Here is a 16,654-nt window from a genome sequence, read left to right as displayed (position 1 = left end):
AAATGAAAACCGGACACAAACAAGAACGATTTTCATAAAATATTTTTTCGCGCTCATTTTTTGCCGATCAACGTCAGCCATGGGCTGTAGCGTTCCACACGAATCGGCAGGGTTTCGGCCAGGGCACCGAAGGTTCGTTCGGGATCATCGAGCGGAAACACGCCCTGCACGCGCAAACCTCGCACCTCAGGTGCTACGCGCACAAAACCGCGATGGTAGGGGCGTAGCGCATCGACCACTTGCTCCAGCGACTCATCGAGCACATTCAATCTGCCGTTCAACCATTCGGCTCGGCGACGCTCGTCGTCGCGGGCAAAGGTGATGTTGCGCGAGGAGAGGACAACGGCCTGACCTTCGCGGACGATTTGTGTGGTGCCGTCAAACAACCGCGCTTCGACTGAATGCTGCAACACCACGAGACGGCTGGCGTCCTGCTCCTGAGCGACGAGAAAGCGCGTGCCCAAGGCGCGCATGTCACCTTCGGCAGTGCGCACGATCAGCGGTCGGCTCGGGTCGGGTGCGACGTCGATCACCAGTTCGCCGTGGCGCAGAATGACCATGCGTTGCTGGCCATCGAAACGCAGATCCACCGCGCTGTCGGCGTTGAGGCTCAGGCGGCTGCCATCGCTCAAATTGAAATTCTGACGCTGGCCACGTCCGGTGTGCAGATCGGCCAGCAGCGACTCACCGAAATGGCTTTTGCTGCCAAGCCACAGGCTGCCGCCAAGCAAGCCGAGGCCGGCAATCACGCGCAAGGCGTCGCGGCGCGAAGCGTTTGGCTGCAATAACACCTGACGGGCTTCGCCAGCCTGACCGGGCAAGCGCCGATCCAGCGCGCGAACCGTATTGAACGAAGCGCCGAGGCGTTCGTGCAGTTTGTCCCACGCCTGACGGTGAGCACGATCGCTCGCCAGCCAGGCGTTGAAGCGCTCCTGCAGGGCGGCGTCAGGCGTACCCGCGCGCAGTGCGACCATCCAGTCGATGGCTTGCTCGCTGACCGGATCGAGGCGCGGCTTGCTCATGAGGCCATTTCGCACAGGTAGCACTGACGCAACGCCTGTTTCATGTAGCGGCTGACCGTGCGCTCCGACAGCCCGAGTTTTTGCGCAATCGCCACGTAGCTCAGGCCATCCAGTTGGCTGTAGAGGAACGTGGCTTTTACGATCAATGGCAAACCGTCGATCGCCCGGTCGATGGCGACCAGTGCTTCAATCAATTGCAGTTGTTCTTCGGGGGAGGGCACCAGCACCTCTGGCAACGCAGACAACCGCTCAATGTAAGCAAGTTCCAGTTTGCGTCGGCGATGACGGTCGAAGATCAGCCGCCGCGCAATGGTCGACAGGTACGCGCGCGGTTGTTCGATGGAGTCCGGATCGACGCGAGCCACCAGCAATTGGCAAAACGTATCGGCGGCAGTGTCCTCGGCGTCCGCGTGATTGCGCACCTGGCGATTGATGTGTTGCAGCAGCCAACGGTGATGGTCGCTGAAAAAGAATCCCAGCTTGCTGGACGGGGGAGATTGCACTGGTGGGCTTTCCAGATGTTAGTGAGAATCTCTCTCAATACTACCTGTGTCGCCAGAGCCAGCGCAATGTTCAAACCACACCCTGTAGGAACCGAGCTTGCTCGCGAACGCGGTATCTCTGACGTGGCGATGTTGTGCCTGCTGTCGCCTTCGCGGGCAAGCCTTGCTCCTACAAGGCTGGCGACTGCTCAGCAACGGCAATGGACGTGGCGAGGGGGCGGCGGTGCTCGTCAACAACTCGCTGATCCACTGTGCTTGCCGGGCGACGTCTTGCACCGTGCCTTCCGGGAGGGCTTTCTGTGCACGGGCAAGTTGGCTCAAGGTGTTTTGCTTGTGGCGCAGCTTGCGTTGCCATTTGCTCAGAAACGCCGGGCTGCGTGCCTGCATTTGCAACGGGCCGAAGTACAGTTCCTGGTCGGTGTAGGTCACGGCTGTGGCGCGTTCGGCGACGATGATTTCGTAGTCGAAGCGGTTCTCGCGCAGGATTTCCTCGAAGAGGATGCGGTAGCCGTTATCCATCAGCCATTGGCGCAGCGGTTGCTCGCCGCCGTTGGGTTGCAGGATCAGGCGTTCGGTGCCGCTCAGGTGGGCTTTACCGCTGGCGAGGATGTCGCGGATGGTCTCGCCGCCCATGCCGCAGACGGTGATCACGGTGATGCCATCGTCGGGTTTGATCGCCGCCAGACCATTGGCCTGGCGAACCGTGATGTGATCGTGCAGGTCGTTTTCGCGAACGGTGCGTTCGGCCGAGCGAAACGGCGTCAACGCCACTTCGCCAGCCACCGCGGCTGCAATGACACCACGGCGCATCAGTGCCACCGGCAGATAGCCGTGATCCGAGCCGATATCGGCCAGCCGTGCGCCGGCTGGCACGTGCGCAGCCACGCGCTCCAGGCGCATGGACAATGTCTGTTCGTTCAACGGCAACCCCTGCTCAACACAAACCTGCGGCATTTGCGGCCGCAAAAGGGGTGCGACTTTGTCGAGCAACGCCGGGCATGTCAAATCCCTGCGACAGAATCGGGTCTGCCCTTTGGCAGCACCGTGCTGCCAAAGGGCTTGTGCGGTCAGCCCGCGAGGGTGGCGTTGTCGATCACAAAGCGATACTTCACGTCGCCCTTGAGCATGCGCTCGTAGGCGTCGTTGATCTGCTCGGCGCGGATCAGTTCGATGTCCGAGACGATGCCGTGCTCGGCACAGAAGTCGAGCATCTCCTGTGTCTCGGCAATGCCGCCGATCATTGACCCGGCAATCGTGCGCCGTTTCATGATCAGGTTGAACACGTTCGGCGATGGATGCGAGGTGGCCGGCGCGCCGACCAGCGTCAGTGCGCCATCGCGCTTGAGCAGCACGAGAAAGGCATCGAGATCGTGCGGTGCCGCGACGGTGTTGAGGATCAAATCGAAACTCTTCGCGTGCGCGGCCATTTCCTCGGCATTGCGCGACACCACCACCTCATCGGCACCCAACGCTTTTGCCGCGTCGCGCTTGGATTCGGAGGTGGTAAAGGCCACGACATGCGCGCCCAGCGCATGCGCCAGTTTGATGCCCATATGACCGAGGCCACCGATGCCGACCACGCCGACTTTTTTGCCCGGTCCGGCGTTCCAGTGACGCAGCGGCGAGTAGGTAGTGATACCCGCGCACAGCAGTGGAGCAACGGCCGCCAGTTGCGCTTCGGGGTGGCGGATGCGCAGCACGTAGCGTTCGTGCACGACGATGTTTTGTGCGTAGCCGCCGAGCGTCCAGCCCGGTGCGTCCGGGGTCGGGAAGTTGTAGGTGCCGATCATCCCGTCGCAGTAATTTTCCAGACCGCTTTCGCAGTCGTCGCAGTGTTTGCAGCTGTCGACGATGCAACCGACACCGACCAGATCGCCAACCTTGTAATCCGCCACGTGCGCACCGACGGCCGAGACGCGACCAACAATTTCGTGACCCGGAACGCAAGGAAATTGCGTGCCAGCCCATTCGGCGCGCACCTGATGCAGGTCCGAGTGGCAGATGCCGCAGAACGCGATATCGATCTGCACGTCATGGGCTGCCGGCGCGCGACGCTCGATCTGCATGGGTTCCAGGGGTTTATCGCCAGCGTGGGCACCGTAGGCTTGTACAAGCATGGGAACGTCCTCAATCGGTTTGTCGTGGGGACATTCTTGGGGTTTTGCCCACGCGTGCAGTAGTGCATTCCTGTGCAATCCTTGCCTGATCCTGCGAGACCTTGTGACGTTGCGCCGACAGACGCTCGCCCTGTTTGCAGGTAATCTGCCGGTTCTGACTAAAACAAAATCAAAGCAGGAGTCATTGATGCAACCGATCCGTCTCGGTCTGGTGGGTTACGGCAAAATCGCCCAGGATCAACACGTCCCGGCGATCAACGCCAATCCCGGATTCCAGTTGGTGTCTGTCGCCACCCAAGGCAAGCCTTGCCCCGGTGTAGAGAATTTTCAGTCCCTGAGCGAGTTGCTCGAAAACGGCCCGCAGGTTGATGCGATTGCCTTCTGCACGCCGCCACAGGGGCGCTTCGCACTGGTGCAACAAGCGCTGGCCGCCGGCAAACATGTACTGGTCGAAAAGCCGCCGTGCGCGACCTTGGGTGAGGCCATGGCGCTGGTGGATCAGGCCTCGGAGCAAGGCGTCAGCGCCTTGTTCGCCTGGCACTCACGCTACGCACCGGGCATTGCCGCCGCCCGTGACTGGCTGGCCAGCCGCACCCTGCAAAGCGTGCAGATCGACTGGAAAGAAGACGTGCGCAAATGGCACCCCGGCCAGACGTGGATCTGGCAACCCGGTGGCCTCGGCGTATTCGATCCGGGCATCAACGCCTTATCAATCGTCACCCATCTGCTGGCATTGCCGCTGTTTGTCGAATCGGCTGAGTTGCGCGTACCGAGCAACTGCCAATCGCCGATTGCCGCGTCGATCAAAATGTCAGATGCGCGCCAACTCGATGTGCGAGCGGAATTTGATTTTGATCACGGGCACGATGAGCTGTGGAGCATCGAGGTTCGCTGTGCTGAAGGGTTACTGCGCCTGGATAACGGTGGGGCACTGTTGAGTATTGATGGAGTGCGCCAAGCGGTGTCGGAGGAGGGTGAATACGCGGCGGTGTATCGGCACTATCAACAGTTGATTGGCGATAAAGCCAGTGATCTGGATCTGCAGCCGCTGCGGTTGGTGGCGGATAGTTTTTTTGTCGGCAGTCGGGTCGCGGTCGAGCCGTTCTTCGACGCCTGAACACAACGCCGTGCACATAACCCTGTAGGAGCTGCGGCACGCTGCGATCTTTTGATCTTTATTTCAGGATCAAAAGATCGCAGCGTGCCGCAGCTCCTACAGGGCGATATCAGAAGCGATCAAGCCTGTAACGCTCGATGCTCGGCAAAGCACTTTTGCGGCTTTCTACTGTCGGAAAAACCATCCCCGCCACCATCTCCGCCGTCACCGCCGCCTGCGTCAGCCCCAGATGCTGATGACCAAACGCAAGCAACACCTTGCCCCCACACACTTGGTCAATCACCGGCAATGAGTCCGGCAACGACGGGCGAAAGCCCATCCACGGTGTCGCTGCTTCGGCGCTGAGATCCTGGCGAAACAAGCCCTGACTCAACCGATGCAACTGCCACGCGCGCTCCATACTCGGTGGTTTCTCCAGCCCGGCGAATTCGACCGTGCCCGCCAGCCGCAAGCCTTCGGACATTGGCGTCATGATGAACTTGCGTTCCAGCGAAGTGACAGGGAAGGGCAGGCGATCATGTTCCTGAGGCAGCATCAGGTGATAACCGCGCTCGGTGTCCAGCGGGACTTGCTTGCCGGTCAGCGCGGCGGTGAGTTTTGCCGAGTGGGCGCCACAGGCAATCAGCACGCGTTTAGCCAACAAGCCACCGTTGCCGGTGATCAGCGAAACGCCGTGCTCCTGCACATGGCCGCCCTTGACCTGCTGTTGGACGAAACTCACGCCGCTCGCCTTTGCCGCTTCGACCAGTTCACACACCACGCGATACGGGTCAATGAAGTGGCCGGTGCGCGGGAAGAACAAACCGCCCTGAATCTGCTCGCTGAGTTGCGGCGCAGTTTCCTGAATGGCCTTGGCCTGCCAGTAATCGACGGGCACTTCCTGCTGACGCAATCGAGCTTGCAATGCGTCGAGGGCCTGACGCGATTCGGGACGTTCGAACACCAGCAATGAACCGTCGATCCTGAGCAGATCAGGCCGCGCGATGTCCGCGAGCAAGCGCTGCCAAGCATCCAGGCTGCTTTCGTTGAGTGCGCGCAACCCCGCAACAGTCCTCTGAAACGTCTCCGGCCGTAGGTTCAGCAGCAGCCGCGTGAACCACGGCAGGGCGCGGGGCAGGTATTTCCAGTCCAGTCGCAATGGGCCCATCGGGTCGAGCAGCATCGCCGGCAGGCGCTTGAGGATCGATGCATCGGCAATCGGGAACACCTGTTCGGTCGCCAGATGCCCGGCGTTGCCGAACGAGGCGCCGTGGCCGGGTGCTTGTTGATCGATGACGACCACGCGCAAACCCTGGCGCGCGAGGCGCAGTGCGCAGGCGACGCCAATGATGCCGGCACCGACCACCGCGATGTCGTAGGAGACGTTATTCACCATTGTTCAGTGCTTCCCTGTGCCCATCGAGCAGGCGACTCAAGTGCAAAGGGTTGCTGTGTTTCAGTGCGCTGGGCAACAAACTGTCGGGGAAATCCTGATAGCACACCGGACGCAGGAAACGCAGGATTGCCGCGGTGCCCACCGACGTCGTGCGCGAGTCTGAAGTTGCCGGGAAGGGCCCACCGTGCACCATGGCATCGCAGACTTCCACGCCAGTCGGCCAGCCGTTGACCAACAGGCGACCGGCTTTGCGTTCCAGTATCGGCAGCAATGCTCGGGCTTGCTGAAGATCTTCATCGTCAAGGTGCAGGGTGGCGGTCAATTGGCCTTCCAGATGTTCGGTGACTTGCCTGATCTCCTCGTCACTCGCGCATTGCACGACCAGCGAGGTGGCGCCAAACGCCTCGCCTTGCAGGTGATGATCTGCAAGAAAATCGACGGCTTCGGTGACGAATACATGGGATTGACATTGGTTCGGGCCGCTACCCAACTGGCCGCTGGCAGCCATCTGCGCCCGAGGATTCTCTGCCAGTGCATTCACCGCCGATTCATAGGCGTTGAAAATCCCCGGGGTCAGCATAGTCTGCACCGGGCTGCCGAGAACCCGTTCGGCAACTGCCGCGATAAAGGTGTCCAGCGCCGGCCCCTTGCGAGCGATCAGCAAACCTGGATTGGTGCAGAACTGCCCGGCACCGAGGGTCAGCGAGGCGACAAATCCTTCAGCCAACGCTTGACCACGATTGCGCAGTGCGGCGGGGAACAGCAACACCGGATTGATCGAACTCATTTCCGCGTACACCGGAATCGGCTCGGGCCGTGCCTGCGCTGCTGCAATCAACGCCAGACCACCGCTGCGCGAGCCGGTAAAACCGACGGCTTTGATGCGTGGGTCGCTGACCAGCGCAATGCCCACTTCGCGCCCGGAACCGTACAACAGTGAAAACACACCGTCCGGCAAACCACAGGTGTTCACCGCCCGAGCCACTGCGCGGCCAACCAGTTCGCTGGTGCCGGGATGCGCACCGTGTGCCTTGACGATCACCGGGCAACCGGCCGCCAGTGCCGATGCGGTGTCACCGCCCGCGACGGAAAACGCCAACGGGAAATTGCTCGCGCCAAACACCACCACCGGCCCCAGCGCAATCTGGCGCTGACGCAAATCCGAGCGCGGCATCGGCTGGCGTTGCGGTTGCGCAGCGTCGACGCGAACGTCCAGCCATTCTCCGGCCCGAACGGTGCGAGCAAACATCCGCAATTGCTGGCAGGTACGACCTCTTTCACCCAGCAAACGCGGGCGCGGTAGACCGGTTTCGGCCATGGCACGATCAATCAGCTCATCACCGAGGGCTTCTATTTCCACGGCAATGCTTTCAAGAAATTCAGCGCGGACATTCAGGGTTGTCTCGCGATAAGCGTCGAACGCTGTCCAGGCCAACGCGCAGGCTTGGTCGACATGCTCGGCCGCTCCGCCGGCATACGCCGGTTCCAGTGCGGTATCCGTGGCCGGGTTGATCCCGCGAATGGCTTGGCGATTGCCTGCGACAGAGTTCTGCCCGATCAGCATGTGGCCCGTCAGAGTCATGGTGTATTCCTGATGAAGAAAGTAGTGCCTGCCGTGAATCGGCGAAATTCACGGCAGGGAGAGCTGAAGCGATCAGGCGAAGTTTTGCTCCGCCGACCAGTTCTCGTACCAGTGACGGAACAGCGAATACTGCTTCTCGGCATAACGACGTTGCGAGTCGCTCAACGCATCGGTCTCGTTGAAGTGCAGGGTGTATTCCTTGTCGCCGTTGAGCACCATCAAATGCTTGTAATACAGCACCAGATCGCAGCCTTCATCGAACGACGACAGCACCGCCAACGCTGATTCCAGCTCGCGCGCCTGACGGCGGGCCTGCGCATCACCCTGGGCCGCCTTCTTGCTCAGCGCCACCAGTTGCAGGACTTCGCGCGGCAGGGCATTGCCAATGCCGGTGATCGCGCCAGTGGCGTTGCAGTTGACGAAACCGTGCACCACTTGCGTGTCGACGCCGACCATCAGCGTCACGTCATCGTCCTTGGAGGTGATGTTTTCGGCGGCGTAGCGCAGGTCGGCGCCACCGCCAAATTCTTTGAAGCCGATCAGGTTCGGGTACTCGCTGCGCAGTTCGAAGAACAGGTCGGCGCGGGTCGCGAAGCCGTAGTAGGGGCTGTTGTAGATCACCGCCGGCAGGTTCGGTGCGGCTTGCAGAATCGCCGCAAAGTGGGCTTTTTGCGCGGAAGCCGAAGCGCCTCGGGACAGCACACGCGGAATCACCATCAAGCCTTGCGCGCCGACTTTCGCCGCGTGCGCGGCATGAGCAACCGCTTCACGCGTATTTACCGCGCCGGTACCGACAATCGTTGGAATGCCGGCGGCGACCAGGCGCGCTACGCCCTCCTGACGTTCGGCTTCGGTGAGCAACGGCCAGTCGCCCATGGAACCGCAATAGACCACGGCGCTCATGCCGATATCGATCAATTCGCGACCCTTGGCCACCAGTGCATCGAAGTCCGGTTTGCGCTCGGCGGTGCACGGGGTCATCAGGGCCGGCATGCAACCAGTGAAGATGTTGTCGCTCATTGTTTTAACTCCTTGGCACATCATTCAAATTGAGGTGAAACGGCTGCGCGGCGGCTCAGATGCCCCACGCAAACGGGTCTGTTTCGTCGATCAGCAAGGTGCTGTCGGCGGTCATGTAGGCGCGGCCGGTGATGTAGGGACGAATGCGTTCGCCCTCCCATTCGAAGCGACCTTCGAACTGGCTGCCGGTGATGCTCGCCTGCACCCAGCGCTCGCCGGGTTGCAGCTTGTCGTCGGCGGCCAGGCAGGCGAGTTTGGCGCTGGTGCCGGTGCCGCAAGGCGAGCGGTCGTAGGCCTTGCCGGGGCACATGACGAAGTTGCGGCTGTCGGCATGGGCGTCGTCGGCGAACAGTTCGATGTGGTCGATCACCGCGCCGTCTTCGCCGCAAATGCCCTGATCTTCGAGAGCTTTGAGCATCGCCCAGGTGTACGCCGTGAGGTGCTCGACGTTGTCCAAGCTCAGCGTCTGGCCGTGCTCGGAGACGAGGAAAAACCAGTTGCCGCCATAGGCGATATCACCGAACACACGGCCGAATCCCGGCACATCCACCGCTACCTGTTTGCGGTGGCGGTAGGCGGGCACGTTGCCCAGCGTGACGCTACCGTCGTCATGCAGGGTGGCGCTGACCGTGCCGACCGGCGTGTCGATCTTGTGCTCGCCCGGCGCAATCTGGCCGAGGTACTGCAATGAGTTGATCAAACCAATGGTGCCGTGGCCGCACATGCCCAGATAACCGGCGTTGTTGAAGAAAATCACCCCGCACGTGGCATCGGGCGAGACCGGCTGGCAATACAGCGCGCCGACCAGCACGTCGTTGCCACGCGGCTCCAGCAGGCAGGCGCGGCGCCATGCATCGTGCTCAGTGCGCAAGGCATCGCGTTGCTCGGCGATGGTCCGGCCGGACAGTGACGGGAAGCCGTTCATTACCAGGCGCGTCGGTTCGCCGCCGGTGTGGGAATCAATGACGTGTACTCGTTTCATGAATAAGTCCCGTTGGGTCATTTCAGTAGGCGCCGGCAGGGCGCGCCGTCACGTTGATGGCGGGGGAGGCGACTTCGCTTTCTTCATCGTCGTCCTCAAGGCGCAGCAGGTGCGCCGGCACGCCGGTCGCCGCCCCCCAGTAATAGATACCGGTCGCGAAAGCCGCCACGACGAGGGTGTCGAACGGGTGGGTGAGAATGCCCAGACCACCAAAGGTGCCGAGTTTCGACAGCACGATGGTCACCGCGTAGAAGGCGATCAACCACGCTGACGAGCGCACCTGGCTGGCCAGATTGAGGTGCGCGGTCGGCACCCAGCGGCCACACAGCAGATACACCACGAACATCAGGATTTGCAGGCCAAGCAGCCAGGACACCGTGCTCCAGCCCGACCAGTAGACGATCAACGCGGCGATGATGAACGACACCGGCCCGAGCACGCCCATGCACTTGACCCGAAACGGCCGCGGCATGTCCGGCGCATTGCGGCGCAACGCAGCCACCGACACCGGGGCCACGGCGTAGCTCAATACCAGCGCGGCGGAGACCACGTTGATCAGCGCCTCCCACGACGGGAAGGGCAGGGTCCAGAACACCGACAGGGCGAAGGTCAGCCACAGCGCCGGACGCGGAATGCCGGACTTCTCGTCGATGCGGGTGAACACCTTGAAAAACGTGCCGGTTTGCGCCCAACCGTAAATCACCCGCGGGGTCGCGTTCATGTAGATGTTGCCGCAGCCGCTTGGTGAGATCACCGCGTCGGCCACCACCAGATAGGCCAGCCAACCGACGCCCAGCGCCAGTGCGATGTCGCGGTATGGCAGGGCAAATTCCTTGCTGATACCGGCCCAGCCGTTGGCGAGCATTTCCGTCGGGATGCTGCCGAGGAAAGCCATTTGCAGCAGTACGTAGATCAGTGTGGACAACAGCACCGAGAGGATCAGCGCAATGGGAATGGTGCGCTGCGGATTCTTCACTTCACTGGCCACGGAGATGATCGGCGTCAGCCCCAGATAAGCGAAGATGACGCCGCCCGCCGACACCGCCATCTCCACACCGGAGAGGCCGAACGGCGCAAAACCCTGTACCTGGAAGTTTTCCGGTTTGAAGAAGGTAAACAGCACGCCAATCACCAGCAGCGGCACGATGAACTTGAAAACACTCACCAGGTTGTTGGCCTTGGCGAAGGTTTTCACGCTGCGGTAGTTGAGCAGGAAAAACACACAGAGCAGGCCGAACTGCAACAGCCAGCCGAGGAGGGTCGGGTCGCCGCTGCCGGCCTTGGTCAGGCCGGGGAACCACGCCGCTGCGTATTGGCGCGAGGCAACCACTTCGATCGCCACCAGACTGGAAAACGCGATCAGTGTGATGAAGCCCATCAGGTAACCGAGCAGCGGCCCATGGGAGTAAACCGGATAGCGCACCACGCCGCCGGCACGTGGTAATGCCGCGCCCAATTCGCAGTAAACGATGCCCAGCAACAACACCGCGAAGCCACCCAGCAGCCAGGAAAAAATCCCTGCCGGCCCGGCGATGGCGGACACATGACTGGCCGCGAACAACCAGCCGGAGCCGAAGATGGCACCCAGTCCGATAAATGTGAGGTCGATCAGTGAAAGCTGTTTTTTGAACTTGCCTTGGCCTGACATGGCATCGCCTTCTTGTGAGTTATTGGATAGGCAGTTGTGGTGTCACTGGGGCCAGACTTTGAACTGATCGAGAGGGCTGCGATTGATGTTTTGCCGCGAGATCGATGACGAAATCAGCACAATTGCCTAGAACAAACGCGGCCCTCGACACGCCTTCGACGATGTTGCAATCTGCTGGCGAATGCCGCGCGGGCGGGCACCTGGCTTGACCAATTACAGGGGAGAGATCTTTGATGCAGGGCGCGTTTTCGATTCTGTCCCAAGGCACTGACGGCAATCGTCCGCAGACCCTCGAAGCGCTGGTGGCCGGCGCCGCGCTGCTGTTGCCGATGCTCGACGTGATCCCCAATGCAGCGATATTCATCAAGGATATGCAGGCCCGATATGTGCTGGCCAACCGCACACTGGTGCAGCGTTGTGGCTTGAAGGATTTGCGCCCGCTGCTCGGCAAAACCAGCGCGCAAGTGTTCCCAGCGCAGTTGGGGCCGGGCTACACCGAGCAGGATCGCAAAGTGCTGGAAGAGGGGTTTGTGCTGGAGGATCAGCTCGAACTGCATCTGTACGGCAGTCGCGAACCGGGCTGGTGCCTGACCCACAAACAGCCGTTGTACAACCGCGACGGTGAAATCATCGGTTTGGCGGGCATCTCGGTCGACCTGCAATCAGCCAGTGAAACTCATCCGGCGTTTGAGCGGCTGGCCGCTGTCGACGAGCATATTCGGGCCCACTTCAATCGTCGTGTCACGCTCGGTGAACTGACCCGCATCGCTGGCATTTCCGTCGCGCAACTTGAGCGCTACTGCAAACGGGTGTTCCACCTGACGCCCCGGCAAATGATCCAGAAAGTGCGCCTGGAACACGCCCATCGATTGCTGCACACCGACCTGCCGATCACCGACGTGGCACTGCAATGCGGCTACACCGATCACAGCGCTTTCACCCGCCAGTTCAAGGCCTCGACCGGGTTCACCCCACGCCAATACCGTCAGGCCACGGGGCACTGATGGCCTCCTATGTAGGCGAGAAAAAATATTGAATCGATGAAGCGCGACTTTCCCGAGTTCGACGAAACCAGCTATCGGGATCGCGGTTGTGAGGGTGATTGAAACCACTGGAACACCCCTGTAGGAGCTGCCGCAGTCGGGATTTCAGGCGAGGACGGTGAGCCATGCCGACAGCAGCAGTAACAGCGCCAGCCCTGCATTCATCCGCTTGAACGCCTGCGGTGTGCCGAACAGCCGCGCACTGCCAACACCCAGCAGCGCCCAGAACGTCATGCACGGCAGCGACACCAACAGAAAGGCCAGCGACAACACCAGCAGCCGCAGCGTCTTGTCACCGCCGCCGACAAACACGCTGACCACGGCCACAGCCATCAGCCACACCTTGGGATTGACCAATTGCAAAAGCGCAGCGCCCATCACGCTGATGCCTTGATCTTGCGCAAGCGCAGGGTCCAGCGAAGGCGGTGCACTGCGGAAGATCTGCCAGGCCAGCCAACTCAACCAGAGCACACCGCCCCAAGCCATGGCTTGCTGTACGCGCGGAAACCGCAGCAGCGTCTCGCCGGCACCGAGCCCAACCACCAGGACAATCAGTGCCGCCGCCGCGCAGGCAGCAAAAATGATCGGCAGCGTGGCGAGCAATCCTTGGCGCGAACTGTGGCTCAACACCAGAATGTTGGTCGGCCCCGGTGTGATCGACGCAACGAAAGCAAACAACAGAAAGGGCAGTAACGAGGCCATGATGCAGATTCCCTGAAAGTCAGAAACAGGGAGCCATGATCGTCAGTCGCGGCGCATCAGTCTGGAAGGTTTGAGCAGCGCTTGCGGTAGTCCGCCGGGGTCAGTTGATAAGCACGTCGAAACCAGCGCCCCAAGTGACTCTGATCGGCAAAGCCGAGCACGCTGGCAACCTGCGCCGGTGAATCCCCGCGCGCGAGCAACTGCCGGGCCTTGGCCAGGCGCAACTGGATCAGGTAAGCATGCGGCGCCAGGCCAAAGGCTGCCTTGAAGGCGCGGGTCAATCGAAAACGATCCACCCCGCAAACCCGTGCCAGGTCATCCAGACCAATGTCCTCGTAGGCGTGCGCGTGCAGATAATCGCGCGCAACCTGAGCGATCAAGGGTAGGCGCGGATCGAAATCCTGACGTTTGCGCCAATCGAGATGGCGGGTGAGCGCGCCCAGCAGGCCGTCGATGGCGGTCTGACGGACGATGCGTAAATCGCCGTCATGCAAGGCGTGGAAGGCTTGAGCAATGGCCGTGGAAAGGTGAGGATCCTGACTCAGCGTATCGGCAAAACCGGGCTGGCTGTCGGCCGGTGCATCCTCGAACAGCGCATGCAGTTCGCGCTCCAGCCAGTGCGGATCGAGGTAGAGCATCGAATAAGTAAAGCCGTCCTCGGTCGGCGCATGCCCATCGTGGATCTCCCCCGGTTCCAGCAGAAAGACATTGCCCGGCGTGCTGCGATGGCGCACACGGCGACAATTGAACTGCTGCACGCCTTGCTCGGTGACGCCCACGAGAAAGCTGTCATGCCAATGCGGGTCGTAGGCATGCCCCTGAAAATGCGCGCGAATCGATTCAATCCCGGTATCGACATCCTGGGACAGCTCGATCCAGTTGCGTTTATCCACGGAAAGCTCCAGAAATCAGGGTGAAACGTTGAACGGTACGGCCCGCTAAAATACCGCGCAATGGCGCCGGCGTTTAGAAGATTTGTGCAGATAGCCAAGCCCAAGCGGCTAGACTCCACAGGTCAAAACCCTCAAGCCCCAGGTGAAACGCGATGATCGGCACACTGCAACACCGATGCTCGCCATGGCTTGCGTTAACCCTGGCAGCCCTCAGCGTGACCCTGACCGCGGGTTGCTCCAGCCGCAAACATTATCCGCCCTCAGGCGTCGGCGACAGCTGCTACGCCAAGGCGTTGCCAACGGTGGGCGAGGGCGGCCTCGCCTGGGGTTCCAGTCTGAGCATTGCGCGGCAGAAGTCACTGAACAACTGCATCCGTTACGCCGGGCGCTCCGGGGGCACGCCCAACACGTGTCAGGTGGTATTGGCCAAGTGCAAATAATCCTTGGCATGCCAGAGCGTGTGGAAAAAAAACGCAGCAGCCCGGATCAGTCTATCTCGAGGGTAAACGCCTGCAACATTAAGTTTTGGCGCATTCAGCCGAGTCAGACCATAAGACAACAGTTGAATAACGTCCGGCTCCTGGCTACTGGAAGGAGATCCGAAACTATCAGGGAGCAGTTGATGTACGGTTTTCACAAGATGGGCTGGGGAGTACTCCTGGCCGCAACGTTTGCGCTGAATGGCTGCACTTCGTTCTTCATGGGCAAGCAATACGAATTCCCGCGTGAGGGTGAGCCTTCTGCAACCGTTCGTTTGAAATACGATCGCGGCACCTCGCTGGACGCCATCACTTTCAGCGAAAAGACCTGCTACGCCGGGTATACGCCGTTGCCCTACAACGGTGACTTCATTGAATCAAAAATCGCCGCGAACCAAGAGCTTGTCCTCATGTATCGCAATGTCGTGGGTGGCACTCAATGCCAGATACCGTTTGCTTTCACGCCGCAGGCCGGCGCGACTTACCTGGTGAAGTCCGGTTCCTGGAGTGAAACCAAGCCAGGTCTCATTCCTGTTTTCAAATACGACCAGCAATACTGCGGGATCGCTGTAGTGCAGAAAACGGGCGACAAAGAAAGTGTCCAGCCCATCCAGCAACTGCGCATGAGAACGGGGTTTCCCTGCCTGCGATTTCTGCCGTTGGAAAAATAGTCCGTTTGCCGGTGTTTGATGGCGAAGTCGTTTTAATCAGGAAGGAATCGAACAGCAGCGCCTCTGCAGCAACTGGTTGACGGGTTTTACTGCGATCAATGTGGGTCGGGATTTGTGTCCAGTGCCTTGAAAGACGGGTGATCGGGCAAACGCTTTCGCGGGCAAGCCTTGCTCCCACAGTAGGAGCAAGGCTTGCCCGCGAAGGGGCCAAACGCTCCACCGCGGCCATCGCCTGCAACAAAGCGATCGACGCCAAAATCTGCTCACCGGCGCTTATCGCACCCCCTGTAGGAGCTGCCGAAGGCTGCGATCTTTTGATGTTGGTTTTTTAAGATCCAGAGCAAAATATCGCAGCCTTCGGCAGCTCCTACAGGGGGGCAGGGGTGTGATTTTGTCTGAAAGTGTTCGATTACCGGACACCCGATCTTTGGTCCAATTGCTCGCCTCAGCGCTCCGGCGTAGTGTGGCCGGTGATGCCGTAAAACCATAACGACAAGAACGAGCCCCGCCCCATGGACAGCCATCTGCTGAGCGATCGCAGCAGCGTGTTTCGTCACGCAGACCCGTATGCCGTTTCCGACTACGTCAACCAGCACGTCGGCCAGCACTTCATCGGCCTGTCGCCATCCACCCATCCGCAAGCCAGCCTCAATCATCGCAAACTGGCCGACCTCGATCTGGCGCGCATCAGTTATGGCGGCAGCGTGCGGGTGACGTCACTGGCGCTGGAAACCGTGTTTCACCTTCAAGTGCTGCTGCAAGGCAATTGCCTGTGGCGTGGGCACAAGCGTGAGCAGCATCTGGTGCCGGGCGAGTTGCTGTTGATCAATCCAGACGATCCGGTCGATCTGACGTATTCGGATGACTGCGAGAAATTCATTCTCAAGGTGCCGGTCAGCGTCCTCGAATCGGTGTGCGATGAGCAGCGCTGGGGGCGGCCGGCGAGCGGTATTCGTTTTCTGCGCAATCACTACCGACTCGATGAGCTGGAAGGTTTCACCAACCTCCTGGCGATGATCTGTCAGGAAGCCGAGGCCAGCGATCCGTTGCTGCGGGTGCAGGAACATTACGCACAGATCGTCGGCAGCAAACTGATTTCGCTGATGAGCACCAACGTCAGCCGTGAGAGCCTCAACTCACCCAGCATCAGCTTCGAACGCATCCTCGATTACATCGAACGCAACCTGAAGCTCGATCTGCCTGCCGAGCAGTTGGCCGTGCAGGCACGCATGAGCCCGCGTTCTCTCTACACGTTGTTCCAGCGCCAGCTCGGCGTCACGCCGATGCAATACATCCGTCAGCGCAAACTGGAACGCATCCACACCTGCCTCAGCGATCCGAGTTGCCCGGTGCGCAACCTCACTGAGCTGGCGCTGGACTACGGCTTCCTGCACCTGGGCCGCTTCTCCGCCAGCTATCACCAGCAATTCGGCGAACTGCCGTCGCAGACCTTCAAACGCCGCCACTGAATCGCCCGCCTCGAAACAATCCGAATCACCT

Annotated in this window: 15 protein-coding genes and 1 pseudogene; 5 read left to right on the top strand and 11 right to left on the bottom strand. The window is 60.6% G+C overall.

Translation table 11 applies throughout. The features are described 5' to 3' along the window. Positions 1 to 53: 53 nt before the first annotated feature. The 4 genes and pseudogenes from JFT81_RS08070 to JFT81_RS08055 form a co-directional block, all read right to left on the bottom strand. On the bottom strand, positions 54 to 1,022 hold the full coding sequence (locus tag JFT81_RS08070) for a FecR family protein (protein ID WP_201202760.1): 969 nt from the start codon (positions 1,020 to 1,022) through the stop codon (positions 54 to 56). Then, entirely contained in the window at positions 1,019 to 1,525 is a 507-nt protein-coding gene (locus JFT81_RS08065) for a sigma-70 family RNA polymerase sigma factor (RefSeq protein ID WP_201226861.1), read from the bottom strand. Before JFT81_RS08065 ends, JFT81_RS08070 begins: the two co-directional genes overlap by 4 nt. A gap of 231 nt (positions 1,526 to 1,756) precedes the next feature. Beyond that, positions 1,757 to 2,446, bottom strand: a pseudogene (locus JFT81_RS08060) (tRNA (adenine(22)-N(1))-methyltransferase TrmK); the annotation flags it as partial. 146 nt (positions 2,447 to 2,592) lie between these two features. Then, a complete protein-coding gene (locus JFT81_RS08055; RefSeq protein ID WP_201226860.1) occupies positions 2,593 to 3,642 on the bottom strand; it encodes an NAD(P)-dependent alcohol dehydrogenase in 1,050 nt (349 codons plus the stop codon). A 187-nt stretch (positions 3,643 to 3,829) separates the two neighbouring features. Here JFT81_RS08055 and JFT81_RS08050 point away from each other — a divergent pair, with 187 nt between their 5' ends. After that, a complete protein-coding gene (locus JFT81_RS08050) occupies positions 3,830 to 4,759 on the top strand; it encodes a Gfo/Idh/MocA family oxidoreductase (RefSeq protein ID WP_201226859.1) in 930 nt (309 codons plus the stop codon). 109 nt (positions 4,760 to 4,868) lie between these two features. On the opposite strand, the gene JFT81_RS08045 is transcribed toward JFT81_RS08050, so the two are convergent. The 5 genes from JFT81_RS08045 to JFT81_RS08025 form a co-directional block, all read right to left on the bottom strand. Beyond that, positions 4,869 to 6,134 carry an FAD-dependent oxidoreductase gene (locus tag JFT81_RS08045; protein ID WP_201226858.1) on the bottom strand — a complete coding sequence of 422 codons (1,266 nt, stop codon included), beginning with the start codon at positions 6,132 to 6,134 and terminating at the stop codon, positions 4,869 to 4,871. Beyond that, the gene (locus JFT81_RS08040; protein ID WP_201226857.1) at positions 6,124 to 7,716 is read right to left on the bottom strand and encodes an aldehyde dehydrogenase (NADP(+)); all 1,593 of its coding nucleotides are present in this window, start codon (positions 7,714 to 7,716) and stop codon (positions 6,124 to 6,126) included. The genes JFT81_RS08045 and JFT81_RS08040 overlap by 11 nt, the downstream gene beginning before the upstream one ends. 72 nt (positions 7,717 to 7,788) lie before the next feature. Next, positions 7,789 to 8,736, bottom strand: coding sequence for a dihydrodipicolinate synthase family protein (locus tag JFT81_RS08035; protein WP_201226856.1), 948 nt, complete (start codon positions 8,734 to 8,736; stop codon positions 7,789 to 7,791). A gap of 55 nt (positions 8,737 to 8,791) precedes the next feature. After that, complete coding sequence (locus JFT81_RS08030; RefSeq protein ID WP_201226855.1) at positions 8,792 to 9,718, bottom strand: 4-hydroxyproline epimerase; 927 nt, start codon at positions 9,716 to 9,718, stop codon at positions 8,792 to 8,794. Between the two features lie 22 nt (positions 9,719 to 9,740). Next, positions 9,741 to 11,366 (bottom strand): APC family permease, encoded by a 1,626-nt coding sequence (locus tag JFT81_RS08025; RefSeq protein WP_201226854.1) that lies wholly within the window; start codon positions 11,364 to 11,366, stop codon positions 9,741 to 9,743. A 233-nt stretch (positions 11,367 to 11,599) separates the two neighbouring features. Between JFT81_RS08025 and JFT81_RS08020 the strand changes: the two genes are divergently transcribed. Continuing rightward, complete coding sequence (locus JFT81_RS08020) at positions 11,600 to 12,370, top strand: AraC family transcriptional regulator (protein WP_201226853.1); 771 nt, start codon at positions 11,600 to 11,602, stop codon at positions 12,368 to 12,370. A gap of 144 nt (positions 12,371 to 12,514) precedes the next feature. On the opposite strand, the gene JFT81_RS08015 is transcribed toward JFT81_RS08020, so the two are convergent. Both JFT81_RS08015 and JFT81_RS08010 read right to left on the bottom strand, forming a co-directional pair. After that, positions 12,515 to 13,111: a LysE family translocator gene (locus tag JFT81_RS08015; protein ID WP_201226852.1), complete on the bottom strand. Its 597-nt coding sequence runs from the start codon at positions 13,109 to 13,111 to the stop codon at positions 12,515 to 12,517. Between the two features lie 56 nt (positions 13,112 to 13,167). Further along, positions 13,168 to 14,004: an AraC family transcriptional regulator gene (locus tag JFT81_RS08010; protein ID WP_201226851.1), complete on the bottom strand. Its 837-nt coding sequence runs from the start codon at positions 14,002 to 14,004 to the stop codon at positions 13,168 to 13,170. A gap of 152 nt (positions 14,005 to 14,156) precedes the next feature. Here JFT81_RS08010 and JFT81_RS08005 point away from each other — a divergent pair, with 152 nt between their 5' ends. From JFT81_RS08005 to JFT81_RS07995, 3 genes are all read left to right on the top strand, one after another. Next, on the top strand, positions 14,157 to 14,444 hold the full coding sequence (locus JFT81_RS08005; protein WP_201226850.1) for a hypothetical protein: 288 nt from the start codon (positions 14,157 to 14,159) through the stop codon (positions 14,442 to 14,444). 182 nt (positions 14,445 to 14,626) lie between these two features. Beyond that, a complete protein-coding gene (locus JFT81_RS08000) occupies positions 14,627 to 15,154 on the top strand; it encodes a hypothetical protein (RefSeq protein ID WP_201202782.1) in 528 nt (175 codons plus the stop codon). Between the two features lie 512 nt (positions 15,155 to 15,666). Continuing rightward, entirely contained in the window at positions 15,667 to 16,623 is a 957-nt protein-coding gene (locus tag JFT81_RS07995) for an AraC family transcriptional regulator (RefSeq protein ID WP_201226849.1), read from the top strand. The last annotated feature ends 31 nt before the right edge of the window (positions 16,624 to 16,654 follow it).

Source organism: Pseudomonas sp. TH43 (genome assembly GCF_016650635.1).
Classification (GTDB): domain Bacteria; phylum Pseudomonadota; class Gammaproteobacteria; order Pseudomonadales; family Pseudomonadaceae; genus Aquipseudomonas.
The sequence above is the reverse complement of the archived record's forward strand: the minus strand, read 5'-3'. Positions and strand labels throughout refer to the sequence as shown.